The organism is Bradyrhizobium sp. URHC0002, assembly GCF_054059515.1.
Map to the genome: position 1 here is coordinate 4,754,752 of NZ_JBSSCF010000001.1, position 26,415 is coordinate 4,781,166.

At 60.0% G+C, this 26,415-nt stretch carries 26 protein-coding genes, 1 tRNA gene and 2 pseudogenes; 17 read left to right on the plus strand and 12 right to left on the minus strand.

Annotated features, from left to right (window positions below; all coding sequences use genetic code 11):
• Positions 1–52: 52 nt before the first annotated feature.
• Positions 53–745, minus strand: coding sequence for a TetR/AcrR family transcriptional regulator (locus tag ACVWVY_RS23000; protein ID WP_456628526.1), 693 nt, complete (start codon positions 743–745; stop codon positions 53–55).
• A gap of 177 nt (positions 746–922) precedes the next feature.
• On the opposite strand from ACVWVY_RS23000, the gene ACVWVY_RS23005 reads away from it, so the two are divergent.
• Genes ACVWVY_RS23005 through ACVWVY_RS23020 form a run of 4 tightly spaced genes read left to right on the plus strand, consistent with a single transcriptional unit; the run spans position 923 to position 4,551 of the window.
• The gene (locus ACVWVY_RS23005) at positions 923–2,155 is read left to right on the plus strand and encodes an acyl-CoA dehydrogenase family protein (protein WP_456628527.1); all 1,233 of its coding nucleotides are present in this window, start codon (positions 923–925) and stop codon (positions 2,153–2,155) included.
• Positions 2,156–2,213: 58 nt separating this feature from the next.
• Positions 2,214–3,272, plus strand: a complete 1,059-nt coding sequence (locus tag ACVWVY_RS23010; RefSeq protein WP_456628528.1) for a phosphotransferase family protein — start codon at positions 2,214–2,216, stop codon at positions 3,270–3,272.
• Positions 3,273–3,277: 5 nt separating this feature from the next.
• On the plus strand, positions 3,278–4,189 hold the full coding sequence (locus tag ACVWVY_RS23015; RefSeq protein WP_456628529.1) for a DMT family transporter: 912 nt from the start codon (positions 3,278–3,280) through the stop codon (positions 4,187–4,189).
• A 5-nt stretch (positions 4,190–4,194) separates the two neighbouring features.
• Positions 4,195–4,551, plus strand: a complete 357-nt coding sequence (locus tag ACVWVY_RS23020; RefSeq protein WP_456632290.1) for a barstar family protein — start codon at positions 4,195–4,197, stop codon at positions 4,549–4,551.
• Between the two features lie 96 nt (positions 4,552–4,647).
• On the opposite strand, the gene ACVWVY_RS23025 is transcribed toward ACVWVY_RS23020, so the two are convergent.
• A complete protein-coding gene (locus ACVWVY_RS23025; protein ID WP_456628530.1) occupies positions 4,648–5,433 on the minus strand; it encodes an SDR family NAD(P)-dependent oxidoreductase in 786 nt (261 codons plus the stop codon).
• Positions 5,434–5,568: 135 nt separating this feature from the next.
• On the opposite strand from ACVWVY_RS23025, the gene ACVWVY_RS23030 reads away from it, so the two are divergent.
• Entirely contained in the window at positions 5,569–6,279 is a 711-nt protein-coding gene (locus ACVWVY_RS23030; protein WP_456628531.1) for a histidine phosphatase family protein, read from the plus strand.
• Between the two features lie 93 nt (positions 6,280–6,372).
• The gene (locus ACVWVY_RS23035; RefSeq protein ID WP_456628532.1) at positions 6,373–7,140 is read left to right on the plus strand and encodes an SDR family NAD(P)-dependent oxidoreductase; all 768 of its coding nucleotides are present in this window, start codon (positions 6,373–6,375) and stop codon (positions 7,138–7,140) included.
• 198 nt (positions 7,141–7,338) lie between these two features.
• Here the strand turns inward: ACVWVY_RS23035 and ACVWVY_RS23040 are convergent, their stop codons facing one another.
• On the minus strand, positions 7,339–8,562 hold the full coding sequence (locus ACVWVY_RS23040; protein WP_456628533.1) for a serine hydrolase domain-containing protein: 1,224 nt from the start codon (positions 8,560–8,562) through the stop codon (positions 7,339–7,341).
• Positions 8,563–8,710: 148 nt separating this feature from the next.
• Between ACVWVY_RS23040 and ACVWVY_RS23045 the strand changes: the two genes are divergently transcribed.
• Positions 8,711–8,786: transfer RNA gene (locus ACVWVY_RS23045), tRNA-Trp, on the plus strand.
• Between the two features lie 59 nt (positions 8,787–8,845).
• On the opposite strand, the gene ACVWVY_RS23050 is transcribed toward ACVWVY_RS23045, so the two are convergent.
• Both ACVWVY_RS23050 and ACVWVY_RS23055 read right to left on the minus strand, forming a co-directional pair.
• Positions 8,846–10,111, minus strand: a complete 1,266-nt coding sequence (locus tag ACVWVY_RS23050; RefSeq protein WP_456628534.1) for a tyrosine-type recombinase/integrase — start codon at positions 10,109–10,111, stop codon at positions 8,846–8,848.
• Positions 10,108–10,722 (minus strand): hypothetical protein, encoded by a 615-nt coding sequence (locus tag ACVWVY_RS23055; protein WP_456628535.1) that lies wholly within the window; start codon positions 10,720–10,722, stop codon positions 10,108–10,110. The genes ACVWVY_RS23050 and ACVWVY_RS23055 overlap by 4 nt, the downstream gene beginning before the upstream one ends.
• A gap of 149 nt (positions 10,723–10,871) precedes the next feature.
• Between ACVWVY_RS23055 and ACVWVY_RS23060 the strand changes: the two genes are divergently transcribed.
• From ACVWVY_RS23060 to ACVWVY_RS23080, 5 genes are read left to right on the plus strand one after another with little or no spacing between them, the layout of a single operon-like run.
• On the plus strand, positions 10,872–11,072 hold the full coding sequence (locus ACVWVY_RS23060; RefSeq protein WP_456628536.1) for a DNA-binding protein: 201 nt from the start codon (positions 10,872–10,874) through the stop codon (positions 11,070–11,072).
• On the plus strand, positions 11,069–11,383 hold the full coding sequence (locus tag ACVWVY_RS23065; RefSeq protein ID WP_456628537.1) for a hypothetical protein: 315 nt from the start codon (positions 11,069–11,071) through the stop codon (positions 11,381–11,383). Before ACVWVY_RS23060 ends, ACVWVY_RS23065 begins: the two co-directional genes overlap by 4 nt.
• On the plus strand, positions 11,380–11,565 hold the full coding sequence (locus ACVWVY_RS23070) for a hypothetical protein (protein ID WP_456628538.1): 186 nt from the start codon (positions 11,380–11,382) through the stop codon (positions 11,563–11,565). The genes ACVWVY_RS23065 and ACVWVY_RS23070 overlap by 4 nt, the downstream gene beginning before the upstream one ends.
• 4 nt (positions 11,566–11,569) lie before the next feature.
• A complete protein-coding gene (locus tag ACVWVY_RS23075; RefSeq protein WP_456628539.1) occupies positions 11,570–11,818 on the plus strand; it encodes a DUF6074 family protein in 249 nt (82 codons plus the stop codon).
• Positions 11,815–13,428: a hypothetical protein gene (locus tag ACVWVY_RS23080; protein WP_456628540.1), complete on the plus strand. Its 1,614-nt coding sequence runs from the start codon at positions 11,815–11,817 to the stop codon at positions 13,426–13,428. Before ACVWVY_RS23075 ends, ACVWVY_RS23080 begins: the two co-directional genes overlap by 4 nt.
• 1,469 nt (positions 13,429–14,897) lie before the next feature.
• Here the strand turns inward: ACVWVY_RS23080 and ACVWVY_RS23085 are convergent.
• Together ACVWVY_RS23085 and ACVWVY_RS23090 are read right to left on the minus strand one after the other, a co-directional pair.
• On the minus strand, positions 14,898–16,283 hold the full coding sequence (locus ACVWVY_RS23085; RefSeq protein WP_456628541.1) for a carbohydrate porin: 1,386 nt from the start codon (positions 16,281–16,283) through the stop codon (positions 14,898–14,900).
• 414 nt (positions 16,284–16,697) lie between these two features.
• The gene (locus tag ACVWVY_RS23090) at positions 16,698–17,879 is read right to left on the minus strand and encodes an MFS transporter (RefSeq protein WP_456628542.1); all 1,182 of its coding nucleotides are present in this window, start codon (positions 17,877–17,879) and stop codon (positions 16,698–16,700) included.
• A gap of 588 nt (positions 17,880–18,467) precedes the next feature.
• Here ACVWVY_RS23090 and ACVWVY_RS23095 point away from each other — a divergent pair.
• The 3 genes and pseudogenes from ACVWVY_RS23095 to ACVWVY_RS23105 form a co-directional block, all read left to right on the plus strand.
• Positions 18,468–18,886: pseudogene (locus tag ACVWVY_RS23095) on the plus strand (glycosyltransferase); the annotation flags it as partial.
• 81 nt (positions 18,887–18,967) lie between these two features.
• Positions 18,968–19,426: a low affinity iron permease family protein gene (locus tag ACVWVY_RS23100; protein ID WP_456628543.1), complete on the plus strand. Its 459-nt coding sequence runs from the start codon at positions 18,968–18,970 to the stop codon at positions 19,424–19,426.
• Between the two features lie 2 nt (positions 19,427–19,428).
• Positions 19,429–19,953: a DUF1003 domain-containing protein gene (locus ACVWVY_RS23105; protein WP_456628544.1), complete on the plus strand. Its 525-nt coding sequence runs from the start codon at positions 19,429–19,431 to the stop codon at positions 19,951–19,953.
• A gap of 385 nt (positions 19,954–20,338) precedes the next feature.
• Here ACVWVY_RS23105 and ACVWVY_RS23110 read toward each other — a convergent pair whose 3' ends face one another.
• From ACVWVY_RS23110 to ACVWVY_RS23125, 4 genes are all read right to left on the minus strand, one after another.
• The gene (locus ACVWVY_RS23110) at positions 20,339–20,473 is read right to left on the minus strand and encodes a hypothetical protein (RefSeq protein WP_456628545.1); all 135 of its coding nucleotides are present in this window, start codon (positions 20,471–20,473) and stop codon (positions 20,339–20,341) included.
• 340 nt (positions 20,474–20,813) lie between these two features.
• Positions 20,814–21,146: a hypothetical protein gene (locus ACVWVY_RS23115; RefSeq protein ID WP_456628546.1), complete on the minus strand. Its 333-nt coding sequence runs from the start codon at positions 21,144–21,146 to the stop codon at positions 20,814–20,816.
• A gap of 129 nt (positions 21,147–21,275) precedes the next feature.
• On the minus strand, positions 21,276–21,431 hold the full coding sequence (locus ACVWVY_RS23120; RefSeq protein WP_456628547.1) for a hypothetical protein: 156 nt from the start codon (positions 21,429–21,431) through the stop codon (positions 21,276–21,278).
• 2,071 nt (positions 21,432–23,502) lie between these two features.
• Positions 23,503–23,703, minus strand: a complete 201-nt coding sequence (locus ACVWVY_RS23125) for a Rap1a/Tai family immunity protein (RefSeq protein WP_456632291.1) — start codon at positions 23,701–23,703, stop codon at positions 23,503–23,505.
• Between ACVWVY_RS23125 and ACVWVY_RS23130 the strand changes: the two genes are divergently transcribed.
• Complete coding sequence (locus ACVWVY_RS23130) at positions 23,674–24,141, plus strand: hypothetical protein (RefSeq protein WP_456632494.1); 468 nt, start codon at positions 23,674–23,676, stop codon at positions 24,139–24,141. The two genes, ACVWVY_RS23125 and ACVWVY_RS23130, sit on opposite strands and share 30 nt — an antisense overlap.
• 44 nt (positions 24,142–24,185) lie before the next feature.
• Positions 24,186–24,462: pseudogene (locus ACVWVY_RS23135) on the plus strand (HWE histidine kinase domain-containing protein).
• A gap of 853 nt (positions 24,463–25,315) precedes the next feature.
• Here ACVWVY_RS23135 and ACVWVY_RS23140 read toward each other — a convergent pair.
• Entirely contained in the window at positions 25,316–26,383 is a 1,068-nt protein-coding gene (locus tag ACVWVY_RS23140) for an acyltransferase family protein (protein ID WP_456628548.1), read from the minus strand.
• Positions 26,384–26,415: the final 32 nt, after the last annotated feature.

Consider the following 26,415-nt stretch of genomic DNA (forward strand, 5'->3'; position numbering starts at 1 on the left):
CGCGGGGATGACAGCGGTGCTTGCGCTGCTTTTCCGGGACTCGAACCCAGCGCTAGAGATCCTGCCGCGTCAGCCTTCCGTGCGGCACCGCGGGTCGTGCAGACGTCTTCTTCGCTGGTGTCTCGCCGCCCGTGAGCGCCATCACCGAGACCGAAACCACGCGGTCGATGATGCCCTGGACGTCGTTGAGGTCGCATTGGCCTTCCGACAATTTCGCCAGCCGCTCTTTTTCCCGGATGGTGTGATGCGACATCGCCAGCGCGAAGTGCAGGCCCCAATAGAGATCGGCGTCGTCGCGGCCGGGCATCGCGCGGCGCATCGCGGCGACGAATTTCCGCAAGTGGTCGACTTCGCGGTTCTTGATGCGGCGGATCGGCGGCACCGACTCGATCGAGGCGCGGATCATGAAGCGCGCAGCGGTCGAGCCTTCGCGGTCGGGGCCGAGGCAGCCGCGCAGGGTAGGGCCCACCAGCGCGTGCAAAATGGCGTCGATCGGGGCGCGGCCGCCGCCGTTTTCCTCCGCAGCCTTTAACTCGTTGAGCCGCTCGCGGTTGGTGGCGAGGCTGCGGGTGACGAACAGTTCGGCGATCAGCTCGTCCTTGGAGCCGAAATGATAATTCACCGCGGCGAGATTGACGTTCGCTTCGGCGACGATGTCGCGCAGCGTCACGTCGCCGAAGCCGCGATCGGCATAAAGCCGTTCGGCGGCGGCAAGGATGGCAGACCGGGTCCGATCGCTCGACATATCTGGTCCCCGTTTGCGGAGTTGCAATTCAAACAGTTGTATGAAACTATCGTTTGAAGAGCCGGAAATGTCAATCCGTCGCCTCATTGCGAAGCGCAAAATACCTTGCGGCGAATGGGAGGCGGGCGGACAGTGCGGCCCAACGAATTCGAAAAGCCCACAGCCGAGGAGCGTCCCATGAACTTCGATATGTCCGAAAAGCAAAAGGATTGGCTGAACCGCGTGCAGGCGTTCATGAAGACGCATGTCCGCCCCGCGGTTCCGATCTACGACAAGCAGGATGCGGAGGGCCCGCGCTGGAAGGTGATCCCGATCCTCGAGGAACTGAAGAAGAAGGCGAAGGCCGAAGGCCTCTGGAACATGTTCATGCCGCCGAACGCGCATGAAGACGACGAATTCCGCGGCGCGGGATTGACCAACCTCGAATATGCGCTGCTGTCGGAAGAAATGGGCCACATCTCCTGGGCCTCGGAGGTGTTCAACTGCTCCGCCCCCGATACCGGCAACATGGAAGTGTTCATCCGCTACGGCACCAAGGAGCAGAAGCGGAAGTGGCTGCGGCCGCTGATGGACGGCGAGATCCGCTCCGCCTTCCTGATGACGGAGCCGGCCGTGGCGTCATCGGACGCCACCAACATCGAAACGCGCATCGAAAAGGATGGCGACCACTACGTCATCAACGGCCGCAAATGGTGGTCGTCGGGCGTCGGCGATCCCCGCTGCAAGATCGCGATCCTGATGGGCAAGACCGATTTCAAGGCGGCAAAGCACCAGCAGCAGTCGCAGATCCTGGTTCCGCTCGACACGCCTGGCATCAAGGTCGAGAAGATGCTGCCGGTGTTCGGCTTCGACGATGCGCCGCACGGTCACGCCCAGGTGCTTTTGGAAAACGTTCGCGTGCCGAAGGAAAACATCCTGCTCGGCGAAGGCCGCGGCTTCGAGATCGCGCAGGGCCGTCTCGGCCCGGGCCGCATCCATCACTGCATGCGCACCATCGGCAAGGCCGAGGAAGCGCTGGAGAAGATGGTGAAGCGGCTGGCGTCGCGTACTGCGTTCGGCAAGAAGATCATCGAGCACTCGGTGTGGGAACAGCGCATCGGCGAAGCGCGCGCCGATATCGAGATGAATCGTCTGCTCTGCCTCAAGGCCGCCGACATGATGGACAAGGTCGGCAACAAGACCGCGCAGGCCGAGATCGCTATGATCAAGGTCACAGCCCCCAACATGGCGCTGAGGATCATCGACAATGCGATCCAGGCCTATGGCGGCGGCGGTGTCTCCGACGAGGCCGGCCTGGCAAAGGATTACGCCCATATCCGTACGCTCCGCCTCGCGGATGGTCCGGACGAGGTGCACAATCGCGCCATTGCCAGACTTGAACTTCGGAAGTATGCAAACGCTACGCACTAACGGGAGCCCATCGATGGCGCTCCCCAATGTCCAAGAAGAAATTTAAGGGAGCGTCATCGTGGCGGACGGCGTCAGGAAAGACGAAGAGTTCTCGGGCACCAAGGAAGTCGAGGAGCGTCATCGCATCAACGAGGCGAGCCTCGACGGCTGGATGCGCGAGCATGTCGAGGGTTACCAGGGGCCGCTGACCGTCCTGCAGTTCAAGGGCGGCCAGTCCAATCCGACCTACAAGCTCCAAACGCCGGCACAATCCTATGTGATGCGGCGCAAGCCGTTCGGTAAATTGTTGCCGTCGGCGCATGCGGTCGATCGCGAGTTCCGCGTCATCGCAGCGCTCGGCAAGCAGGGCTTTCCGGTCGCGAAGGCCTACGCGCTGTGCACCGACGACACCGTAATCGGCGCAGCTTTCTACATCATGTCGATGGAGGAGGGCCGGGTGTTCTGGGATCCCACTCTGCCGAGCCAGACGCCGGACAACAGGCGCAAGATCTTCACCAGCAAGATCGAGACGCTGGCAAAACTCCACGTCTTCGATCCCGAAAAAATCGGGCTCGGCGATTTCGGCAAGCCGGGCAATTATTTCGCCCGTCAGGTCGATCGCTGGACCAAGCAATACCGGGCTTCCGAGACGCAACACATTCCCGAATTCGAGAAGCTCGCCGAGTGGCTGCCGAAGACCGTGCCGGCGCAGGCGCGTGCCTCGATCGTCCACGGCGACTACCGTCTCGACAACATGATTTTCCACGCGACGGAACCGCGCGTGCAGGCGGTGCTGGACTGGGAACTGTCGACGCTCGGCGATCCCATGGCCGACTTCACCTATCTGTTGATGCAGTGGACCATGCCGGGTCTCGCCAATGCCGATCTCAAGGCGCTCAACATTCCGAGCCTGGCAGAGGCCGCGCAGATCTACTGCAACGTCACCGGCAGCGCCGTGCCGGACCTGAACTGGTATTTTGCCTACAACCTGTTCCGCCTGGCCGGCATCACGCAGGGCATCGCCGGACGCGTTCGCGACGGCACCGCGGCCAATGCCAAGGCGCTGGAGTCCGCGGCCCGCACCGTGCCGCTGTCGAAGGCCTCCTGGGAATATGCGCAGAAGGCCGGCGCGATTTAATCACGTTGGCGCTCTCTCCCAATATCCGCGGCAGCCTGCTCATGGCGGTGTCCATGGCGGCGTTCACCACGAACGACTCCATCACCAAGGTGGTGTCGTCCGAGATGAACTTCGGCCAGGTGATGCTGGTGCGCGGCCTGTTCGCGATTGGGCTGGTCGCAACGTTCGCCTGGCATCAGGGCGCGTTGCGGCCGCTGCGCACGCTGATGCTCAAGCCGGTGGCGCTGCGGGTGTTCGGCGAGATCGGCGGCACCATCTCGTTCATGGCGGCGCTCGCGCATCTGCCGCTCGCCAACACCTCGGCGATCTTCCAGGCGCTGCCGCTGGCGATCACGCTGGGCGCCGCCGTAATATTTGGCGAGCCGGTCGGCTGGCGGCGCTGGTCGGCGATCGTGGCCGGCTTCATCGGCGTGCTCATCATCGTGCGGCCGGGGCTTGCCGGCTTCAGCCAGTATTCGCTGTTCGCGCTGGTGTCGGTCGCGTTCTGCGCGTTGCGCGACCTCGCGACCCGGCGCATTCCGGCAAAGATCCCCTCGCTGTTCATCACCTTGCTGACCACCGTGACGGTGACGACGGCAGGCGGCGCCATCCTCGTTCCACTCGGCGGCTGGACGCCGCCATCGACGGGTGCGCTCGGCTTGCAGGCGGTGGCCGCCGTGCTGCTCCTGATCGGCTATCAATGCATCATTTCGGCGCTGCGCTCGGGCGACATCTCGGCGGTGGCGCCGTTCCGCTATTCCGCGCTGCTGTGGGCGATGCTGCTCGGCTATCTCGTGTTCGGCGACGTGCCCGACGCGATGATGGTGCTGGGCGCCTCGATCATCGTGCTGTCCGGCCTCTACGCCTTCTACCGCGAACGCATCCGCCACCGTGCGCTGGCGGCGGAATCATCCGGCTTTCCGCCCGACGGGTTGTGATCATCATGCAGACGACCATCATCAGAATTGCTTCGGATCAGATCAAGGATTGGGAAAGCTTCCACTCCGTCTTCCAGGCGGCGCTCGGCTTTCCCGAGTTCTACGGCCGCAACATGAATGCCTGGATCGACTGCATGACGGACATCGACGATCCGTCTGGCGGCATGACAAACATATCCGTAGCCCGGGGAGAGTTGGTGGCGTTGCGGATCGATGACGCGCCGGATTTCGAACAACGTTGCCCTGAGCAGTATCGGGCTCTGATCGAGTGCACGGCCTTCGTGAACTATCGGCGCGTGAAGGTCGGTGAAGCCCCGGTGCTCACCCTGATGCTTGGCGGCTGGTTTCAGGATCGGTCGTAGGTCATGGCATCCGTCATTGCGAGGAGCGAAGCGACGAAGCTATCCATACTTCCCGTGCGGCTCGATGGATTGCTTCGCTTCGCTCGCAATGACGAACTATATCGGCTTGCCCGCATACGGCATCGACGCGGTGAGGCCGCCGTCGACCGGGATCGCCTGGCCGTTGACGTAAGACGCGTCGTCGCTGGCGAGGAACAATCCCATCGCCGCGAGTTCGTGCGGCTGGCCGGCGCGCTTCAGCGGATTGAGCTGGCCGATCTTGCCGTCGGTGCCGCGCTGCTTGGCATTGTCGAAGATCGGCTTTGTCATCCCGGTTTCGATCAGCCCCGGGCACACCGCGTTGACGCGCACGCCGGTGCCGGACAGCGAGTAGGCGGTGGTCTGCACCAGGCTGATCACGCCGGCTTTGCTGGCGCCGTACGGGTGACCGCTGGCGCCGGCCTTGAGGCCCGCGACGGAGGCGGTGCAGACGATCGAACCGGACTTCTGCTTGATCATGTGCGGCATCGAATGCTTGATCGCGAGGAACGGCCCGATCAAGTTGATGCGCAAGACTTCCTGCCAGTGATCGACGGTCTGCTCGGCCAGCGGCACCAGCCCGCCGCTGACGCCCGCATTGGCCCAGATCGCATCGAGCCGGCCGTATTTGGAGACCGCCTTGTCGATGAAGGCCTTCACGTCGGCTTCCGAACCGGCATCCGCCATGACAGCCTCGACGGTGCCGCCGGCAGCGCTGACCAGTTTTGCGGTTTCTTTCACACCCTCGGCGCGGTCGACGATGACGAGCTTGGCCCCTTCCCTGGAGAACAGCACCGACGCTGCGCGCCCAATGCCGCTGCCAGCACCTGTGATGACGACGGATTTGCCTTCGAGGCGGCCCATGAGTTTCTCCCTGACAGTTATTCGCTCAGGCGTCTGCCGCCTTGCGGAATTCAAACAAGATTTCAAACGTCAAAGTCACTTGAGGCGATGCGTGCTCTGACGTACAGCGACGGACAGTATTGAAGGGATTTGGCGATGTCCAATGCAGACAAACCGCGGACGATCACGACCCGATGGTGGTGGGTCCGCCACGCGCCGGTTCGCGAAGACGACGGTTGCATCTACGGGCAGAAGGATCTCAACTGCGACACCAGCGATCGCGTGGTGTTCGAGGCGGTGGGAAAAATCCTGCCGCGCAATGCGGTCTGGTATGCAAGCAATCTGAAGCGCACGCATCAGACCGCGCAGGCGATCTGGGCGGCAGGCTTTCCCAAGCCGTCAGATATGCCGCACGTAAACGCGTTCGCCGAGCAGCATCTTGGCGAACTGCAGGGCATGAACCGCGCGGTTTTTTACGCAAGCCTGCCGGTTGGCCAGCAGTGGCTTACGGGTATCGACGAACCCGCGCCCGGCGGCGAGAGTTTCATGGACCTTTATAATCGCACGTGCGGGGCCATTGAGCGTATCAACGCCGAGCAGGCGGGCAGGGACGTGATCGTCGTCGCGCATGGCGGCACGATCAGGGCGGCTGTCGGGCTTGCACTCGGCGGTCAGCCCGCGAAAGGCCTCGCCTTCGATATCGACAATTGCTCGGTGACGCGGCTCGACCATCTCTCAGGCGCCAATTACACCGGCTGGCGGCTGCCGATGGTCAACCAGCAGCCCTGGATCGCGGACGCCTCGCACAACGCGATGCATCAGCCGGCGGGACCGGAGGTCGCGCCGCCGGCGACGAAACTCGCTTGACGCCTTGAGTTGTCGAAAACCGCAAAGGCTGCTTAGTTCAAACCTGAAAAAGCAACACCGGCATCGCGCTGGATCAACATCTGGGAGAGAGACATGACCTTGTTCGATATGTCGGGGAAAGTTGCCGTCATCACCGGCTCGACGCGCGGGATCGGCCTCGCCATCGCCGAGCGCATGGCGGAACACGGCGCCAAGGTCGTGATCTCCTCGCGCAAGCAGGATGTCTGCGATTCCGTCACCAAGGCAATCAATGACAAGTTCGGGAAGGGGACGGCGGTTGCGATCGCCGCCAACATTTCCAGCAAGGAAAATTTGCAGAACCTGGTCGACGAATCAAACCGTGCGTTCGGCAAGATCGACGTGCTGGTCTGCAACGCCGCGTCCAATCCCTATTACGGTCCGCTTGGCGGCATTTCCGACGACCAGTTCCGAAAAATCCTGGACAACAACATCGTCGCCAACAACTGGCTGATCAACATGGTGGTGCCGCAGATGATCGAGCGCAAGGATGGCTCGATCGTGATCGTGTCCTCGATCGGCGGCCTCAAGGGCTCGACCGTGCTCGGCGCCTACGCGATTTCGAAGGCCGCCGACATGCAGCTCGCGCGCAACCTCGCCTGCGAATACGGCAAGCACAACATTCGCGTGAATTGCATCGCGCCCGGCCTGATCAAGACCGATTTTGCGAAAGCGCTGTGGGACAATCCGGAGACGCTGAAGGCCTCCACGGCGCGTTCGCCGCTGCTGCGCATCGGCGTGCCCGACGAGATCGCGGGCGCCGCGGTGCTGATGGGCTCGAAGGCCGGCGACTTCATGACCGGCCAGACCATCGTGATCGACGGCGGGGCTACGATTAGCTGAGGTGTTAGCGTTATCCCGGCGCGCCTTTCACACCTCCGGTGTCATCGTCCGCCTTGTGCGCAATTGCGCACTGGGGCGGACGATCCAGTAAACGCAGCCGTCTCGATTGCAATAAGTGTCACGGCGTACTGGATGCCCCGCCTTCGCGGGGCATGACAGTTGTGGTTGGGCCGCTACGCCGGGAATAACTCCTCGACTTCACTCCACCGCGGCGTAGACCAGATCCCGCAGCATATTCCGGATATATTCGCGCTGGCCGGGACCCTGCATCATGAACACCGTGAACAGCTCTTCCGCGGGATCGATGAAGAAGAACGTGCCGGCCATGCCGCTCCAGAAGAACTGGCCGAGCGAGCCCGGGAACGGCGCGATGCCGCGGTGAGTGCGGACAGCGAAGCCGAGGCCAAAACCGTGGCCGGGCGGCATCAGCGGCGAGTCGACCTTCACGCCGGCGGTGAGGTGATCTGAGGCCATCAGCTCCAGCGTCTTGCGGCCGATGATCCTGTTGCCGTCGAGCGCGCCGCCGTTGAGCAGCATCTGGCAGAACCGCGCATAATCCATCGTGGTCGAGACCAGCCCTCCGCCGCCGGATTCCATTACCGGCTTCTCAAGCATATTGAAGAGCTGCACCTTGTCGCCATTCCACGGATCGTTCGCGAATGGTTCGGCGAGGCGGCCGGCATTGGCTTCCGACGTGTGGAATGCGGTCTCCGCCATCTGCAGCGGCGCCAGGATGCGTTCGGTCAGGAACGCGCCGAGCGATTTGCCGGAGACGACCTCGATGATGCGGCCGAGAACGTCGGTCGAGCGGCTGTAATTCCATTCCGCGCCCGGCTGGCACATCAGCGGCATGCCGGCGATCATGGTCGCATGCTCGGCGTTGGTGATCTTGCGGCTGCGCAGCCGCGACTGCTGGTACAACTGCTGGACGGGGCCGTTGCCGGTGTGGTCGTAGGTCAGGCCCGAGGTGTGCCGCAGCAGGTCCTGAACGGTCATCTGCCGCTTCACCGGTACCAGGTCGAGCTTGCCGTTGTTCTCGACGCCGACCTTCTGCTCGGCAAACTCCGGAATGAATTTTGCGACCGGGTCGTTGAGGATGAAGTGGCCGTCCTCGACCAGCATCATGATGCCGACCGAGACGATCGGCTTGGTCATCGAGAAAATGCGGAAGATGCTGTCGTGCGCCATCGGCGTGGCTGTGGCCGGGCACTGGCGGCCGATCGCATCGAACCAGCCGATCTGACCGCGCCGCGACACCATCACGGTCGCGCCGGGGAGGGTGCCCTTGTCGACCTCGCGCTTGAAGGCATCCGACATCCGCTGCAGCCGTGTACTCGAGAGCCCGATCGCTTCCGGCTTGGCATCAGGGAGAGAGGGGGTCTGGGGGGCGGACGTTGGCCGGGCGGCAGTCTGGGCGTTCATGGAATCTCCCGTTGCTCTTGTTGATTGTGATGGCCAACTCTGGCGTAGAAGGCGTGCTTTGGATAGGGCGCAAGCCGCTTCGCTCTTGCAATCGGGGTATGCCCTATGCTTGAAACGGCGCGAACCGGCGCATGCGTCGGTTCCCTGCAGGAGTGTAGCTCAATTGGTAGAGCACCGGTCTCCAAAACCGGGGGTCGCAGGTTCGAGCCCTGCCACTCCTGCCATCAAATCAATGACTTAGGCCTTCCAGCGTGTAGCCAAAGCGGCTATTGCTACCGCTTTGCTACCCAATCGTTGCAGCACCGAGAAATCCGGCCGCCAGACCGGTGATGGTGCTGGAAAGCCTCTCGTCGGCCTGCTTCGAGCGCTTACGCTTCGTATAATTGCGCAGAAGGGTCGCCGGGTCGTCGCCAATGCGCTGGGCGACCGTGTGCACGGGAATGCCGGCATCCAGCAGGGCGGTGCTGTGGACGCCTCTCAGGTCGTGGAAACGGGTCTTCCCTAAACCGAGCAGGCCGGCCCGCTCCGCAAACTCCCTCGAGAAGTTGCGGGGATCGCGTGGCGTCGTGAATGACACCCCCCGGCCGGGCCCGAACAGAGCCGGAAACATCAGAGCGGAGCCGGGGAGGCGCACCAGCGACAAATTGACGTCCGCAGCGTCCTTAGGGATGCCGGCCACGATCCGGAGATGCCGCTCCTTCTGTCTCAGCAAGACGGCAATCGTCGCGTCATCCAGGTCGATCGTGCGCAGACCCCGTTTCGTCTTTGGCGGCTTGATCCGGATCTTGAATTTTTTCGTCTGCTCCAAAGCCCTCTCGATACGCAGCGTCTTTTTCTCGACATCAAGATCCGACCAGCGGAGGGCCAGCAGCTCGTTCCTACGGGCTCCCGTAGCGGCTGCCAGCACCACGATCGGGTATTGGCTTGTCGATTCGAAGCCCGCTACCAGGGCCCGCAGTTCGGCCTCGGTCAGGCCCTCGCCGATATCGACCGAATCGAGGTCCTCGTCGTCCGTCTCGTAGACAAGCCCCTCCGGGTTCGGAATTTGCTCGACGCGCGTCATAGGGTTGACGAGCAGGAGGCCTTTGCGGAGGGCGGTCGCCAGGCACGCGCCTAAGACGACATGAACATGATGCTGCGTACGCGGGGCAATGGTCTTGGCCTCGGCCATATCGGCGTAGCGCTTGTCGATTTCGGCCGCCTGCAATTTCTGCAGCGGTCGATTGCCGAGCGAGGGCTTTACATGCGTGCGCAGCAGTTGCCCATATCGCTCCAGCGTCCGTTGGCTGGGCTTCTTCTGTCGGCGCCCCGGTGCTCCAGCTTCAATCCACTGATCAATCCATTGGCCGAGCGTCAGTTTCGACGGATCTATGTACGTCCCGCCCTTGAGCTCGGAGACCAACCGAGCGCACTCGACTTGGGCCTGGCGCTTGCCGGTACAGCCGGGCAGGGAGTGCCATTTCCGTTTGCGTGCGCCCGTTTTTGGATCGCGCGTATCGATGACGGCATACCAGTGTCCGGCGCCTCGCTCTCGCACATGGCCCTTCATTGATCCTCCTTTCTGCCTTGCTTGATGTTCAAGTCCTTACGCAAGTTCACGGTTCTGTTGGAGCCTAACGACATCGCTTCAAGGACACGATCAGGCCGTGGCCGTCCGCCAGCTTCTGCGATCATAGATTTGATCTGCGACGGGCTACTCGGCTCCGCCGAAAGGAGGCCCCGCCAGATCTGGCGGACAATCTCCTCAGCCCGCAATTCTGGCGACTGCCCTACCAAAGGGCCTTCGACAGATTCGTCGATCGGACCTGGCGGCCTCAAACGCTCAAGTAGCTTTGCGGTTGAGAGTCGAAACACCTCAAAGACCGAAGCGTCGGTGTTCCACTCACAATCCTTCTCGTCCGCTGTGCTTGATTTGCTCATCTGAGCGATATTTTCGATCAGCACCGCCAATGCTCGCACCGGGGCCTCTAGTTCTCGAGCTCGTCGTGCCTTCATTCGATCCTGCAGAAGCCATTCGGCCATCTGCGAAATCGACGTGCCCGCCTCCTTGGCCTCCATTTCCAGCCAACCCCGTGTTTCGGGGGTGATCCTCGTCGAGAACGTCGCTGTCTTATGGAGGGTCGGTTTGCGGCCGCCACCGGGTCGTCGCTTCTTCGCCACGAGATTTATCATCCTTATTTTGTCTTAGAAAGTTCTGCCAGATGGCATCTGAACACATGGCATTGAACAGCGCAAGGTAATATTGTTGGCACCTATAGACGACTGGCGAGGAAACGCTTTGTCCTCCCTGTTCCTGAAGGGACTTGCAGATGACGCCGAACGAAATCAGGGAATTGCTAAACCGGCCGACGATCACACCGGCCCAGCTCATCGACACCGGCATTTACCCAACCGGAAAAAACGCAACCTATGCCGCGATCAAGCGCGGTGAGATCGACGCGATTAGGATCGGGAGCAAGATTGCAATCATCACCGCGCCGCTGCGCCGGAAGCTCGGGCTAGAGCCATGACCAACAGCAGCTCGCGGGAGACCGCCGACGGCTACTCCGGCGTTGTCGCCCAGCTTAACCCGGATTGGCGCGTCGTCGCATGCCGCGACCGGGGGCAATGGATTCTTCAGCGCCGCGGATCGCCAGAAAAGCCACGGGGAGACGACTGGCGTGGTCGCGGGTACTGCCGGACCAAGGAACACCTTATCCGCTGTGCGCGCGAATATTCGGGGACCATTGACCCGGCCGCCGTCGCGATCTTGGCCTCGCTGCCGGAGTGGACCGAGACGGCAGCGATCGAGGCGCCGGCAACGGAGGCCGTCCCATCATGACAGCCAACCGCATCGCAGAAGTCCCCGACGACGCGCTGGCGGTATACGATGGCCGCCACCATCTTGGCTGGACGCTCCGCCGCGGGAAGGCCTTCGAGGCGGTAAGGCCTGACAGAACGACGGTCGGCGTTTTCGATACCATTCTGAAGGCTAGAAACGCCCTCTGGTGCGGGGAGGGCTGAGCAAATGGTCGCTCAAGTCCACGCCTTCCCATTGCACCGTCACCGCGGCCTGGTCCAACGCCTAGCGCAAAAGGTTTCACGCGCGGGCACCCACGGGACGCGCGATGCCATGATCGCGACTCTCGCCATCGAGTGGGACCGACTGGAAGCATATGGCGTCGAGTGCGACGAGATCGAGCGGTGCATCCACGATCTTGCGCAGGAGCTTTGGTTGGCCGCGGATCGCGTGAGCAGCCCGGCGGTGCGCGTATGAACATCAAACCGAGTTTGGCGCATGCGGTCGATAAAGCACGCCCTGTATCGACGACCGTGGACGATATCGCTGATGGGGGCTTCAAGCATGATGCTAGCGCCCAGACCGACCTGCCGATTATTCAACTCGGCGATCTGGCCGCCAACGCCACGGCGGGCGAACATGCACTCCTGAAAGCCGGAGTCGAAATATACCAATATGCGGGCACGCTGGTGCGCCCGATCGTGGACACCGTGACGGCCGCCAATGGCCACAGGACGAAGATTGCTCGTCTCGAAGCGGTCCGGTTCACATACCTTCGCGATCTCCTCGCGAGGCATGCGATCTGGCATGTCTTCAGCGCGCGTGACAAGAAATGGCTTCGAAAGGACCCACCCAAGGAGATCGCGCAAACGATCTTAGCGCGCGCCGGGGAGTGGCAATTCCCCTCGATTGACGGACTCATCACAACGCCGACGATGAGGCCCGATGGATCGCTTCTCACCGAGGCAGGCTTTGATTCCGCGACGCAGTTGCTGCTGGTCGACCCGCCTTCAATACCGTCGGTGCAGGACAATCCGACGAGAGAATGTGCGTTTCAGGCGCTGGCCAAAATAGAGGATCTGCTGACGGAATTTCCCTTCGCGGATGAGGTATCTCGAGCTGTCGCGCTTTCGGCCATGATCACCCCGGTAGTGAGAGGGGCATTCGCCGTCGCGCCAATGCATGCCTTCGACGCGGTCTTGGCGGGCAGCGGAAAGAGCTACCTCGGCGACGTCGTCGCCTCCGTCGCGATCGGACAGTTGATGCCGGTTATGGCCGCGGGCAGGACCGAGGAGGAGATGGAAAAGCGGCTCGGTGCGGCTTTGATGGCCGGGCAGCCGCTTATCGCTATCGATAATGTCACGAATGACCTCGGAGGAGATGCGCTGTGCATTGCGATCGAGCGCGGGAGCGTCCGAATGCGGATCTTGGGCCGATCCGAACAAGCGCGCATTGAGGCCCGAGGGACAACCTTTTTCGCCACCGGCAACAATCTCGTGGTGGTGGGCGACACTTGCAGGCGCGTGGTCACCGCACGGCTTGATCCGCGGGTAGAGCGTCCGGAATTGCGGGAGTTCAAGAGCAATCCGATTGACAAGATCATGGCGAACCGTGGCGGCTACATCGCCGCTGCATTGACGATCTGTCGCGCCTATCTGGCCGCTGGCCGGCCGGGTCGGACCAAGAGGCTAGCATCGTTCGAGGGCTGGTCGGACGTCGTGCGCTCCGCACTGATCTGGCTCGGGAAGGCTGATCCGGTCGTTTCGATGGAGAGCGCGGCAGAACTCGATCCTGAGCGCATCGAACTGCGCACCATAATGGACGCATGGAAGGATGCTGTCGGGCTCGGTCAGTCTCTAACCTTGGCTGAGGCGGTGAAGGTCGGAGATTCCAGGATCGGGAACGATCTCCAGCATCCGGCGCTCTTCGCAGCTCTCCAGGCGGTGGCCGGCAAGAAGCAAAAGGCCGATGCCCGCGCTTTAGGTCCATGGTTTCGAAAAAACCAAGACCGAGTGCTCGGCGGATATTGCTTCAAGGTCCGGCCCAATGAGAAGGGCGGATCGAAGTGGTGGCTCCAGGTGGTTTAGGGGGCAAAGGGGGGATGAGGGGGCATTTTTCATCCTAACTCTGCAGAATAGCATGACATATTATACAATACTGGTGAGAAATGACCCCTCTTGCCCCCGCTTCCCCCCTGTCGCGGGATGCGCGTGCAAGTGCGCAATCTTCTCGGCTTCACCACTGCGGAGCAGACTCCGTGCCTGAACCGAATCGGCACCAATGGCCGCGTAATCCACGGCAACCGGCCCCGTGGAAAGGCCGCCCATACGCGCTCGGCCGCTGGTCCGTCCTTTACAGCCACCAGCCGCAGCCAACGCACAGGCGGCCGCCCGTTCCCCGGCAATCGGCAAGCAAACGCGAATTTCCAAGGTACCTTTCGCGAGGGAACCGGACTGCGCGCACGACGCGTGCAGCATTTCTGCATATTCCGCGTTTCGAAAATCGCGGTTTTCTTGTCAAGCCGAGGTCCCTGAATGTTCGGCCCGCGCCACAGAAATAAGTTCCCATATCGCCCCAAGGGATTGCGGCGGGCGATCCTCCTCATGCTTGAGCGGAGCGCCCGGCTGGACGCGTGGGAACTGGCGGGGTGCTGCTATTCCTACCGGCCAACGGCTAGGCCGGGCTGGCGCACACCGACCGATGCTGAGGTCGTCTCCGTGCGCCGGGCGCTTCGGCATTTGGTGTCCTCCGGCAGGGTTGTGAAGTCCGGCCGGTATCGACGCAGCGCTTATCAGCGTCACCGCGATACGTTCTCCCTCGCCACGCAGGAGCGGCAATGACCATCGAGGAAATTGACGCGGCAATCCCCGGTGCACGAGGCGGCGATCGAAGCGCTACGCCAGCACAAGCCGGCGGTTCAACCGCCCGGACTCGGCTCAAAGGGAGGGCCAAGGTGGTCCTTCTCACGCACGACAGCCTTCAATTCTTGGCGCCCCGATTTGTAGCCATGCGCGACTCACTGAAAGAGATGCCGGGCGTCGTAATCGTAGCGGATATTTCGCCCGCTTACAGTCGACGAAGCGGGCGGGGCAGCGATGATGCGCACGATACTGCTTGCTGATCCAGCATCGATGTCGTGCTTGGTGCCGATACGGTTGTGATAGGGGCTCTCGCAACTCTTCGCGAGTTGGCAAAGCGCGGGCTGATCAGTTTCTGGGCGGCATCGATGGTGAGCCCGTGGCGGTCAAGGCCTGCTGCAGATTGGTTAGAATGAAAGAGCATTCCGCAGGCTATGGATATTCTGCCGAAGGCTCAAGCTGGATAATATTGCGAGCTACGAAGCGGATTTGGACGATCCTGCGACGGTTTACAACAATCCCTCCCATCGCGATCACCTTCGGATGTATGGAAATATCTGTTTTGATACTCGACTGAATTTCATCAATTTTCCCTGGTCCTCCGAGCGGAGGTAAAGCGACGTCCGCACCAGGTGACGATGGTCTCGGATCTGCGCAGCTCGCGTTCCATCCCCAATCTAAATTCGGCAGGGGTCAAGCTAGAACTTCAACGTTGTTCTAATTCCGAGCACGGCGGCGTTCTTTAGCAGTCGGCCCGGAAAAGCTCCCGACGGATTTGTCGCCCCGCCGCCTGGATGGATGATGTACTGGAAGTTTGGCTGCACTGTCCAACCCTCGCGGATCTGGTACTGGTAGACGGCGGTTAGTAATCCTTCAAACGAACGTAGCGGCCAAGTGGGGCTTGCGAAATTTCGATAATCGCTGTCGAGTTGTTGAGCCCTCTTCGAAATGTGTGCGTAGCCAGCTGCGACGCCGAATTTATCATCGGGGCGTTTTTCGTTCAGGCCGATAAACTCGATGCCGGCGTCAGCGTAGAGATCGATCAGGTTGCGGTCAGCAGGTGCTCCCGAAATCCTGCCAAATAGGCCGATACCGCGGTCGTCGCTATTCGGCAGTCGATAAATCTGCTGCTCAAAGACTCCCCATGCCCCTATATCACCCGAAAGCTGCAGAGGTTGGCCGCTGCTGGTCGGCGCGGCCAAAGAAACTCCGTTCGAGGCATATCGCTGGTCCGCAAAGCCGCCGAAGTGCCGCCACCCTCCAACTTTGATTTGCCCGGTGAGGTCAGGATCGCCCTTCTTGTTATTCCAGGCATACTGCAGTTGACCCAATAGCAGGGGTGGATCGTTGATCCGAAAGTTCAGCCCGTAGCGATTGCGTAACTGGGGATCATCCGCTCCGGGACCCGCCTGATCACCGTCGAAGACCCCTCCCAATACGGATAACTGTTCCGTCACATTGAACAGCACGCGGCTTCCCATCGCCGCTAAAGGCGGGGAGGGGCCGCCGCTTGGCAGGTTAGTTGAGGTGATGGCCGGCCATCCCATCGATGCGTTTGTGAGCACATCCGTGTATTTTGTGTTGAAGAACTCGCTGTCAGCCGCAAGCTGGCCGACTTTCACTGAGACCCGTTTGTTGCCCCACTGCTTCTCGAAATAGGCTTCGTACAGGCGGGTCGAGGGTAGCGCCTCAATACCACTGACGACGAACAGGTTCTGAAGGCTGCCACGCGATAACCCACCACCGTGAATCTGGAAGATGTTGGCGTGAAACCTAAACTGGTCCACACCGATCAACTTTTGCAGATCGAGGTCGACCGCGAGGTTAAGCCGGCCTTCGTAGACCGCCCCCTTTTTTAAACCGCCAGAAACATTGCCTAAGGTCTCGCCGATATACGTCGCCGCGAACTTGACTCCATATTTTTGAAAAGGATTAGGCAGCAGACCGAGCGTTTTTTCTTCGATCGTGCTTTCGCCCGTGTCCGGATCGGCGGGCTTATCGTCGTCCGTCTTCTTGTCTTCCTGCGCAATGGCAGCCTGGGAGAAAGTGATGACTAGAAGAAATGCGAAGAGCCCAGAGCGCATGCAAGAAGTTCCTGCGGACACCGTCTGTGACTATTGTGGCCCTTAGGGGCCGCGACTCTAAACGAATTAGGGCGCCGTGATAATGGCCTTCTCCTTCATGCTTGTAAAGAATATGACGGATCGACATGAGTCAGCTTTAAACAGTCAACAGGGCTGGAGCCGAGACTGCTTGTCTTTGCGTACTCACCGGACGGGTTCACAAGAGAAGCGCTTATCGAGGCCGGCTGCTTCGCGATAGCCTGGTCTCGATGATGCTGAGCATCTATCGCATTATCAGTCGATGCTGCGGTTTTTACCAAACGCAAGCTAAAGCACCTCCACGCGAACCTGGGCCAACGCCACGATCCGTGATTCCCAAACTGCGCGCGGCGTCATTTTGGCAAGCGCGAGCAAGAACAGCTGCGCGCAGGAAGATCAAAAGTCGACCGAACGATCCCGCTCGTCAGCGAAACCAAGCCACGCAAGCGGGAGTGCCACGGCACATAGAGCCGCCATCGGAAGGAATGCTCTTCCTCCAAACTTGGCGTAGAGTATTCCCGATAACAGGGTCAGCACGGCCGTCAAGCAACCTGAGCCAAACGCGTAAATGGATTGGCCGGTGCCTGCCAGACCGGCTGGTATAAGCGTCTGCATCATGCGCATCGAGGCAAGATGAAGCAGGGCAAAGGTTAAGCCGTGCAGCGGCTGGATGATTGAAAGCGCCAAAATGGAGGTCGTCTCGCCGGCGACAGACCAGCGCACAAAGCCGGCCGCAGCGGCCAGGACGGCCGCGCCCCGGGCACCGAGCCGGTTGAGTAGAGCTGGGCCGATCAAAAAGAACACGACAACTTCCGCGGCTACGGCTTCCGACCAGAGGATGCTTATGGCTGAAGGATCCATCCCGGCAGCACTCCACCAAATGACGGCGAACGCGTCGTGCATCGCATGGCTGCCATAGATGAAGGATGTAACCAGGATCATCATCCGAAAGCGGGGGATCCGAAGGAGATCACCGAGCTCGCCGATCACTGAAGACCCTCCGGTGAGTGGCGAAGAGCGGGGCACGACAGGCGGTAATAATGCAGTTGAGGCAGTTGCGACGACGAGGAAAGCCAAGTTCATCCAGATGATAGGCGTAACATCATTTCGGCTGATGAGCTGCCCGACCGTGAGTGTGCCAAATATAAAGGCCAACGACGCCGAGCCCCGGATCCAGCCGTACTCAAATTCCTTCCCGGCTGACTGCGGTCTTGCTGCGTTGACCGACAAGGCATCAGCCAGGGAAGTTGTGGGAGCAAGAGAAGCGGCCTGGACCACAGTTATGAAGAGCAGCAACGCAAAGGAGTACGCCCACAATAAAGCGACTGACGATGCGGCGGCCAATGCAGTACAAATTGCGAGAGCAGAGCGCAACGAAGCTGCTCGATCTGCAACCATCCCAACCATTGGTCCGGCGAGAAGACGCGTCAACATCGCGGCAGCGAGAACAATGCCGATCTGCTGCGGGCTTAGGGCTCTCGTTTCAAAAAATCTAGGCCAGAACGGCGACGCAACGCCAAAGGCGGCGTACAAGGCCGCATAAAGAAGGATGTAGGCGGCCGGTGCACCAATGCGCATTCTGATCTCGAAAGAGGTATTCGCCAGGGCGTTCAGTTGAGAATCAGTTCTGGAGGAAGGCCAAAAGGTTGGTCGTCGCCCATCCTGCAAGCCATGGTGTTGGCGCCTCACTAGCTCGTGGCTGAATCGCCCTTCCTTGAGCTGGCGCTGCGCCCATCAATTTCGAGCTCTTCCCGCCCTTCGGGCCAATCCGCTCCTCAACGTTAGTTCCTGGTGACTTGTTCCGGTGCCCGGCGTCTTCGCTGAGCCTAAAGGAGACGGGGCCGAAACCCGGAATAGCGGACTGCGCTCGCGGGTCGGATCCTGCCGGCCGAGCACCTGCTTGCGCGTAGTCCTCGGACACCAATGCAGCAGCCGAAGCTCAGCACGATGCTCACGGGTACCTGCCGAAGGCTTAGCCCAGCTTAAGGCAAGGACCTACCAAGCTCTCCGGCGGCGCAGCTCTGGAACGAGCGCCGCCCCTTGACGTTCTTTACATGCCGAACGCCAATTCAGGCGCCCGGGAAAGTTCATGGCAAGCAGTCGGACCGGATCCCCAGCTCAAGCGTCGGCGGTTTGATTCGCTTTACTGGCTGCGACGGAGGCAGAATGAGGATTGCACAAATCGCGCCGCTCTTCGAGAGCGTGCCGCCACGGCTGTATGGCGGAACGGAGCGCGTCGTTTCGTTTCATTTTTGACCTAGGAGCTGATTAGGCAGGTCATCAGGTCACCCTGTTCGCGAGCGAGGATTCCATCACCTCCGCGGAACTCGTTCCGTGCACGCCCGGGCCTTGCGCCTTTCTCCGCATGTCCGCGACCCGCTTCCGCATCACATGCTGATGCTGGACAAGGTGCGGGAGCGTGCGAATGATTTCGACATCCTGCACTTCACGTTGACTACGTGCACTTTCCGGTATTCCGATCAGAGGCGAGACGGACCGTGACGACGCTTCACGGCCGGCAGGATCTTGCCGATCACATGCCGTTCTATCGCCGGTTTCAGGATATGCCGCTGATCACTATCTCCAGGGCAGAGGCAGGTTAGTTCCCGGGACGCGGAACTTTCACCGTTCTTGTCGGTTTCCCGCATGTTCCTGGGGAGGTCGTCTTGAGCAACGAAAAGAAAAAGAAGGAGCCTTCGGGCGCCGCACAATTCTTTGGCGATCTCGCCAACCGCACCTCGCTAGCAGCGGGCCGGGCATCGACCTTCCTGCTGGCTGCGAGCGTCATCGTAGCTTGGGCCATTAGTGGGCCCCTGTTCCGGTTTTCCGATACATGGCAGTTGGTCATTAACACCGGAACGACCATCGTCACGTTTCTGATGGTGTTTCTGATTCAAAACTCTCAGAACCGGGATAGCGCCGCTATTCAGGTCAAACTCGACGAGCTCATTCGGGTGAGCGCAGCCCGCAATTCGCTCGTAGGAATCGAACATCTTACCGATGACGAGATAGAAGACTTGCGGACCAAGTGTGAAGCACGTGCCCACGCTGAGAAGACAGGAAAAGAAACGCTCAGCAGGACGCGGAAATCAGCACGGCGTGCCGCCGAACAGGTCTCAAGTTGACAATGGCCATGAAAGGCGAAAACGGAGCGGGCGCCGCGGAAAACATAGACGCCATCCTGCGTCTTGAAAAGCAGGAGGAACAGAAGCTCGCGCTTCACCATCGCATTTTCCACACAATTGGAGGCTTCGTAGGCACCTCGCACTTCATTGTCTTGCAGTGCCTCGCCGTGGTCTGTTGGGTTGCATTCAACCTGTCTCTACCGAAACCGTTGGATGATTATCCGTTTCCGCTGCTAGCCACCGTCCTTGCTCTCGAAGCCGTGCTTCTCACTTCATGCGTATTGATACGCCAGAACTTGGTTGACCAGACACTCGAACGGCGCGACCACCTCGAACTTCAAATAAACCTGCTCGCGGAACGGGAAGCTACCCGCTCGCTTCGCATATTGCAGAAAATAGCAGAAAGACTGGATATTGGAGACGCCGAAGACTACCCGGAAGACGAGCTAGCCGGAGAAACTTCCGTGGATCAAATTGCCCAAGAGCTAAAGGCCCGCGAGGAGCGTGATAAAGAGCATGCTGGCTAAGCGCTTTGGTAGACCGCGCTTGGTAGATTCAATTCTCCTTTTAAACAAACTAATCAACGCGTCGATGCAACCAAAACTCGGGCTAGCATCGCGCTTGAACGGGCCGACGCCGTGTTGGATGCCCAAGCACGGACTTCAATCGCCCGCTCAACTATCAACCGTTGGGGATTGCCTGAGGAGGTCGCCCCCGCCGCAACTTGGAGAGAGACGACGGGGGCGAACAGGGTATGGAGCAAGGGTAGCCTATGTCCATGGCCGATGTCGCTCGCAATGGCCTGCAGGAAGTGAATCGAAACGGATGCAACGAGACAAGACGAAGTTTTGAGCAACGCGCCGGGTTCCTGCGCAAGTGGAACTGCACGGTAAAGAAATTTCGCCAAGGTTATCACTGATCTGTCTTCAGCTTGCGCTTGTCCCAATGGTGGTCTTTCGGTCGGAATTGCTCGACATGACGGTTCAGCGCTCGCATGACGCCGATGCGCGCCATCATCGTGTGCCCGCGGAGTTCGACCACCAACATCAGTGCCTCGACAGCGGTCTGCCATTCGTGACAGCTCATCAACGGTAGGAACGCTGGATTTAACGGCGCGTTGACTCTCTGCCACGATCCGTTGCTTCTCATCCAGCGCCCAACGGCGCCGCGCCCCCGACGAAATCACATCGAGCCGCGCGACAACATAGGCGTATGACCAGTCATACGCCTATGTCTTCACCTTCCCGCCACGTCAGACAAGGCGGCCCACGCCGAAGGAATACCGTCTTTGTCTAGGATCAATTCATTGAAACGAACCGGCACCGAACCGCCCGGAACCGGACACTTTCCTGCGGCAGCCTGGCAGCAACCTATATCGGAACGGAGTTCACCGCGCCGTCAGCATCGCGCGGTTTGCTGCTGGTGTCATGCCGCCCGCAACGAGCGCGGCGCGCCAGGCCGAGAGGCCAAACACGATCGAGAGGCCAGCGCCGCTGGCGATCAAATAGGCCTGCGCCGCGCCATCGCGCAGCGCCGTCTCGATTTCAAGCAAACTGGTTTCCGGGTTCGCCGCCAGCACCTCGGCGATGCTGCGGCGGATCACGCCGGCATCGCGGCTGCGATCGGCGCGCAATAGTTGGTGGCGCTGGCCAGCGGTGAGCATGGCGGCGAGGATAGCACCAAGTGCGCGCAACGCCTGCCGCCATTTGAGGCGACGCACGCCTACTTGTTGATCAAGGAACCAGCCGATGCCCGGTTTCTAGCGACGACCTTTCGGCCGCGGTGAGCGCCGCCAGCATCGCCGACAGACCGCCGGTGACCACGTGCAACGCTTTGCTAGGGCCGGCGATCAGTAGGCAGCGCAGGCGGCGTCGCGAAACGCCAATTCGATATCAAAAAAATTTGCATCGGAGTTTGCTGCGAACACGTGCTCGATCACCACGGTGATCTGGCCGATATCGCAGCGAGGGGTGCTTATCGGCTTCGCCAAAATCACCCGGGACATATCCGAACGCAAGAGGGCGGAAGAGACTCTCGAACGTACTCTGATGGCCATCCAGGGCAGAGCGGGGCGGCGGCGCCGACTGACCCCCAGCCAGCTGTGACGATGACTGGGGGCCTTCGGGTTGCGCCGCGCTTGATGCTCGCGGCGCCTGGATCAATCACGGTTCGCAGAAAACGTTCCCGGCGCATATGCGCGCGTGGTTAGCGAGCGCTTTTGTTCAGCCAGTCCCGACGGGGCGAAGTATGGCTTTCTAAACACCGTCAGAGGAGTTGAGGAGGTTCCTCGGAGAACAAGCGCCGGTCTTGCACACGACGACTTCTGAGTTTGGCGCACACGGCCATGGCGCGACGTCTGCTGTTATCGGTGAAGGATGCAGCGCGGGATGCCGCTGACGCCTTAAAAAAAATAAGCAAGCGAGAAGACCAAGAACTTAGCCGGCTCCGGGCGGCCGTTTCTTTGCCACCTAAGCGCTCCGGCTGAGCAGCGCACCACGATGCTTATGTCCGTAGCCACACCACTCGCGTGGCACAACCAACGAACCCATGAGATGCGGAAGTTGAAGCGGGCTTAAGCAAGGTCTCAGGAAACTTTGGCCTGTCCGTCGGTTAGGTAGCTATGCCAGCACGCGAGAGACATGCTGGAGACTTTGAGAAGGGAAGAAAAGTGACACCGATCGAAGTTCAACCCCTTTTGGGCCAAGCCACTTTTAAACTCTGGTCTCAGCTCCCGAAAGAGGTTCAACAGTTGCTGTTTGAAACGGCTCTCCCTGTAGAGACCAAATAGAACCGAAGTGGCCACGATACTTCACGATCATCACCCAAAAACGGCGCACCCGCCGAAGCCGACGAGTTTCGCCTGACAGTGTTTTACTAATGCAAAGAATGGTGGTTGCACGGGACAAGATGAGTCCGCTTGGAGCGGCTCGATGCCCTGGTCTCGCCACAGGGCAGCGGCGAGCTAGCAAAATGCAAATCCGGACCGATCCGGAATGAGTCCCAACAACGTCGGGTGGCAAAGGCGCGGACGGCGTTCAGGGGCGGGATAAAATGCCTGGAGCAACTCGTCCGTCAGGCCGCGCCGGCAAGCCGGACATTCCAGACCTACCAACAGGAAAAATATGGTCCGCATTTTCGCCGATGTAAATCTGGCGCAACGTTTCCAAGCGCCCAAGCTGCCTTCAAACCGTGCTCAGCAGCCTTGACCACCGACAGATAGACAGCGAGGCTTATGTCGGTGTATGCAGCGAAAACCGAAAGCGGCAAGTCTATCAAGCTTAAAGATGGCGTGGGACGCGTCCTGCGGCGGTCGGATAACTTGATGATCTGAGCTGACATGTTAATTCCTCACATGTTAATTCCTCAGGATCGCGGCCAAATCGGCAACAAATTATCTGAACCGCACGATTGCCAACGTGGATGCGAGTAGCTTGGTTCCAGCGCTAAGCTGGCGATTGCGGCGCAAGTCATGAGCAATGTTGCTCAGCTACCGACCCGGCGATGAATGCTACCGCCTATGTAAGGATGTGAGCAATCCGGATCAGAGCCGAAATCTCTTGCTTCAGCATCGACGGCGTTTAGGCGAAATAAGAGTTCATCACAGCAGGCGCCGAGTCCATCGCCGGCGGTTTGGTCCCTCGGGCAGATCAACAAAATTAAAGTTGCGGAGTGACGTCGCAACATCTCCGATCGCAATCCCGCGAGGTTTCCACGGCGGCGGTGCCGTGCGAGCAGGAGGCTACCGCGGGGCGCGGTCGCGGCTCGCGGATACCGGGGTCGGCGCTGTCGCTGTGCGCGGTGGGCGCTTCGGCTACGGCTACCGCTGGGCCGGTGCGGCGGCAGTGGGCGCGACGGCGGTCGGCGCGGCTGCGCCGGGGCTTATCGAAATCCCGCGTTTTCAACTTTATGGTCGATGTGAAGGTCGGGCACATAGACGAGGTTTCGGAACTTTCGGCGGCAGGCTGTGTCGGGACCCGAAGCTGCAGCGGCCCCCTTACGGATGGGACAATCCGGATTGGCGCCCGGGAGAGTCAGGAAGATTCCGCCGGGCCGTGACCCCTCTGGACGGGCCACAATTAAATGCCGCGTCTTCGACCGCAGGGCCAAGCAGATCGCATTGCTTCCAGCGACGTTTCGCGGAAGTCATCCTGTGTATTGCCTTTGTGGCTGTCGACATATCTTGAGACGATGTCTGCGATTTCCGCGAGGCTCGTTGCAGGCGGAATGCATACGTCCCGGCTGAGATAGTGAAGGCCTTTGATGATGCCGAGACACATGCCCGCGTCAAAGGACTGCTGTCCTGGGCTTCTAATTGCTTCATGGCAGCCTGCGGTCACCGACCGGGCCTCGTCATCAACCTGCGTTTGCGCCGGCGATATCGGGGGATAGAAGGTCGCGATGGCGAAGACAACGCCGCAGCAAAACGTCCGACTTCTAGCCATTTCACGTGCCTCTCATTCCGAAGAAAAGAAATGTGCTGTGAGATCGTTCCAATAACGTTCGTGCGCGTTTCGAAGAGTTCAGAGCAAGAAAAGGTCCCGAGCGCTGTTCGGGCCTTTTCGTTTGTAGCGAGCGAGGGGCCGGGCGACCTGCACGCCGGGATCCCTTTAGGGGTACATCCGCCCTACGCAGCAGAAGCCTTCTTATTAACGCCCTTACGGAGGCACAAGACCAAAGACGGTCAGGAATTGACGGTAGAAAGCCGCATCATCTAGAGACTGTCGGAGGCCAACAGATCGCGCTTGAGAGCACGCGGGAGGTGACCGAGCGCAAAGCGTGGGAGAGGCAACAGAAACTGCTGCTTGGCGAACTAACACACCGCGTCAAAAACGCGCTTACAGTCGTACAGTCGATCGCACCAAACGCGGGGCTTCAGCAAATCCTATGAAGAATTCACCGACAGCCTGGATGGTCGTATCGCAGCGCTCGCCGCGGCCCATTCTTTGCTGGTGGACGCCGACTGGAGGGGCGCGATCTCGCCACGCTGGCGCGCAAGCAATTCGAGCCACACGTCGGCGGTAATCCTGACCGCGTAAGGATCACGGCCGAACCGTTGTTCCTGCCTGCTGAGTTGGCAACCCCGTTCGGACTGGTTTTCCATGAACTCGCGACCAACGCCGCAAAATACGGTGCATTTTCACAACGAGCCGGCACCGTAGATCTGAACTGGAGTTTGCAAACCCAGAATGGCCAACCGCTTCTTACAGTAATCAGGCGCGATCGCGGAGGCCCCAAGACAACGGAGCCAAAGACAAAAGGTTAAACCGGCGGTCGCCGAATTGCATATAGTCGTATGGATGCGGTTCGTTGGTCCGGCCGGTCAAATAACGATCGGGTACTACGTCCTGGAGGGTAGCTTGCTGACCAGACGGATGGGAATGCGCCTTCCGAGGGCGAAGCGGGGAGAGGATGATGCACAAGCTGCAGGCTGAGGAGGATGCCAGCACGGTGGCGCAGCGACAGGAACATTTTACCTGATGGTGCAGGGCGACGGCATGGCCGGTTCAATCGCCCGCTAAACTAAGTCCCTTTTCAAGACAGGCCACTGCGAAATCAAATTAAGCCAATAGGGGCCAACGCCCAAAATGGATACCAAACCAAGACATGAGAACGAAATGGCCCGCCACCGTGAACTGGCGGGCGCTCCCGTCCAGCCCCATCCTTAACCGCCTATACCGCCCTCCGATGATAGCGGAAGCTGATATGCCGGTCAGCCAAATGACGAACGTTCTCAAATGCGCATCACCCTTGGAGGGCTTGGCCATCACTTTATCAGTAGTTCTCAGTCCCAATTCTACAAGCCGAAGGATCTGTTGCTAGCCAGAAGTGTGTTGAAACCGACCGCGGGCCAATGCGATCGGTCCCTGCCGAGGACGCGGTCGAAACCTTTCAACGTCTGGACGCTGTGGCGCAGGGTCCGGCGCCCTTGGTTGATGGAGGCCGGCTCAATCTCGCGGTGAGAAGGCGGCCCAGAGAAGTGCTGGGCTTCTCCATCAAATGATACATGCACAGTGAGAAAACCAGACACGCGCAGAACGCCAGAATTGCATACGTAAAATTCCGATCACCGAGATGAAGCATCCCGCTATGTACGAACGCGAGATCCAGGAGAAGCGCGTGAAACAGATATATCGAATATGATGCATCACCTAGATACAGCCCCGCTTGATTACCGGCTGAATCGCTGGCGAAGTTGCCTTGAAGAAAAGCCATAAACAGGAGCACTGAAGGAATGGCTGCAGACCAGTAAGGCAGCACGCCAAATGCGACGGCTGCGAAGCCTAACAATGCACCCACGGCGCATGAGGCAGCAAATCCGCGTCGCGCCAATTCTGTCCTGAAGTTGAGCAGGTCTCGCTTTTCTATCCAGCGAAGGGCCACACCGGCCAGGAAATCGAGCATGAGCGGCGTTCCGTAGGGCTTCATCCAATGCGCTGCTGGTGTGGTCCGACTCAAGATGGCTGCGGTTGCAACAAGAGCAATAATGAATGCGCCGGCCAAGAACGTCGGCTCTACCAGGATGCGCTTGGCAAGAGCTAGGCTTGTACACCAAATTGCGTAGAAAGTCATCTCATAGCACAGCGTCCAGCCGATATGATAAGATGGAACGTATGCTTGATATTGGTCGTTCCAGAAAAACACGAGAGCGCCTGACAGAGCCATCTGACTGACAGTTGCCGTCTGGCCCAGAATTAATTGTTCGCCCAGCAGCCACATGGCGAGCGCCGCCCACCAGACCGGATAAATCCTGAGGACGCGTCGCACGAAGAACAGCAGAGGATCCGACGTTTTCTCCGTAGAACGGGCGATGATATAGCCGCTGATGATGAAAAACACCACGATGCCTGCGCTGAAAACGCGCACCGCCGGTAGTTCCCCGTACTGATTTACCAACACGTGATATATGAGAACCGAGATCGCGCTAAGTGCGCGCAATATCTGAAGTGAGTAGACCATTCCGATCTCCGATCTGTAAGGCAACCCGATAA

Coding starts and splice junctions, on each gene's coding strand:
- ACVWVY_RS23020 (WP_456632290.1), top strand. CDS start 4,195: ATGCAGACGACCATCATCAGAATTGCTTCGGATCAGATCAAGGATTGG.
- ACVWVY_RS23085 (WP_456628541.1), bottom strand. CDS start 16,283: ATGCGCTCTGGGCTCTTCGCATTTCTTCTAGTCATCACTTTCTCCCAG.
- ACVWVY_RS23140 (WP_456628548.1), bottom strand. CDS start 26,383: ATGGTCTACTCACTTCAGATATTGCGCGCACTTAGCGCGATCTCGGTT.
- ACVWVY_RS23035 (WP_456628532.1), top strand. CDS start 6,373: ATGACCTTGTTCGATATGTCGGGGAAAGTTGCCGTCATCACCGGCTCG.
- ACVWVY_RS23050 (WP_456628534.1), bottom strand. CDS start 10,111: ATGAAGGGCCATGTGCGAGAGCGAGGCGCCGGACACTGGTATGCCGTC.
- ACVWVY_RS23075 (WP_456628539.1), top strand. CDS start 11,570: ATGGTCGCTCAAGTCCACGCCTTCCCATTGCACCGTCACCGCGGCCTG.
- ACVWVY_RS23090 (WP_456628542.1), bottom strand. CDS start 17,879: ATGCGCATTGGTGCACCGGCCGCCTACATCCTTCTTTATGCGGCCTTG.
- ACVWVY_RS23125 (WP_456632291.1), bottom strand. CDS start 23,703: ATGTGTCTCGGCATCATCAAAGGCCTTCACTATCTCAGCCGGGACGTA.
- ACVWVY_RS23120 (WP_456628547.1), bottom strand. CDS start 21,431: ATGTCCCGGGTGATTTTGGCGAAGCCGATAAGCACCCCTCGCTGCGAT.
- ACVWVY_RS23005 (WP_456628527.1), top strand. CDS start 923: ATGAACTTCGATATGTCCGAAAAGCAAAAGGATTGGCTGAACCGCGTG.
- ACVWVY_RS23080 (WP_456628540.1), top strand. CDS start 11,815: ATGAACATCAAACCGAGTTTGGCGCATGCGGTCGATAAAGCACGCCCT.
- ACVWVY_RS23030 (WP_456628531.1), top strand. CDS start 5,569: ATGTCCAATGCAGACAAACCGCGGACGATCACGACCCGATGGTGGTGG.
- ACVWVY_RS23110 (WP_456628545.1), bottom strand. CDS start 20,473: ATGTTGGTGGTCGAACTCCGCGGGCACACGATGATGGCGCGCATCGGC.
- ACVWVY_RS23000 (WP_456628526.1), bottom strand. CDS start 745: ATGTCGAGCGATCGGACCCGGTCTGCCATCCTTGCCGCCGCCGAACGG.
- ACVWVY_RS23025 (WP_456628530.1), bottom strand. CDS start 5,433: ATGGGCCGCCTCGAAGGCAAATCCGTCGTCATCACAGGTGCTGGCAGC.
- ACVWVY_RS23060 (WP_456628536.1), top strand. CDS start 10,872: ATGACGCCGAACGAAATCAGGGAATTGCTAAACCGGCCGACGATCACA.
- ACVWVY_RS23070 (WP_456628538.1), top strand. CDS start 11,380: ATGACAGCCAACCGCATCGCAGAAGTCCCCGACGACGCGCTGGCGGTA.
- ACVWVY_RS23105 (WP_456628544.1), top strand. CDS start 19,429: ATGGCCATGAAAGGCGAAAACGGAGCGGGCGCCGCGGAAAACATAGAC.
- ACVWVY_RS23040 (WP_456628533.1), bottom strand. CDS start 8,562: ATGAACGCCCAGACTGCCGCCCGGCCAACGTCCGCCCCCCAGACCCCC.
- ACVWVY_RS23065 (WP_456628537.1), top strand. CDS start 11,069: ATGACCAACAGCAGCTCGCGGGAGACCGCCGACGGCTACTCCGGCGTT.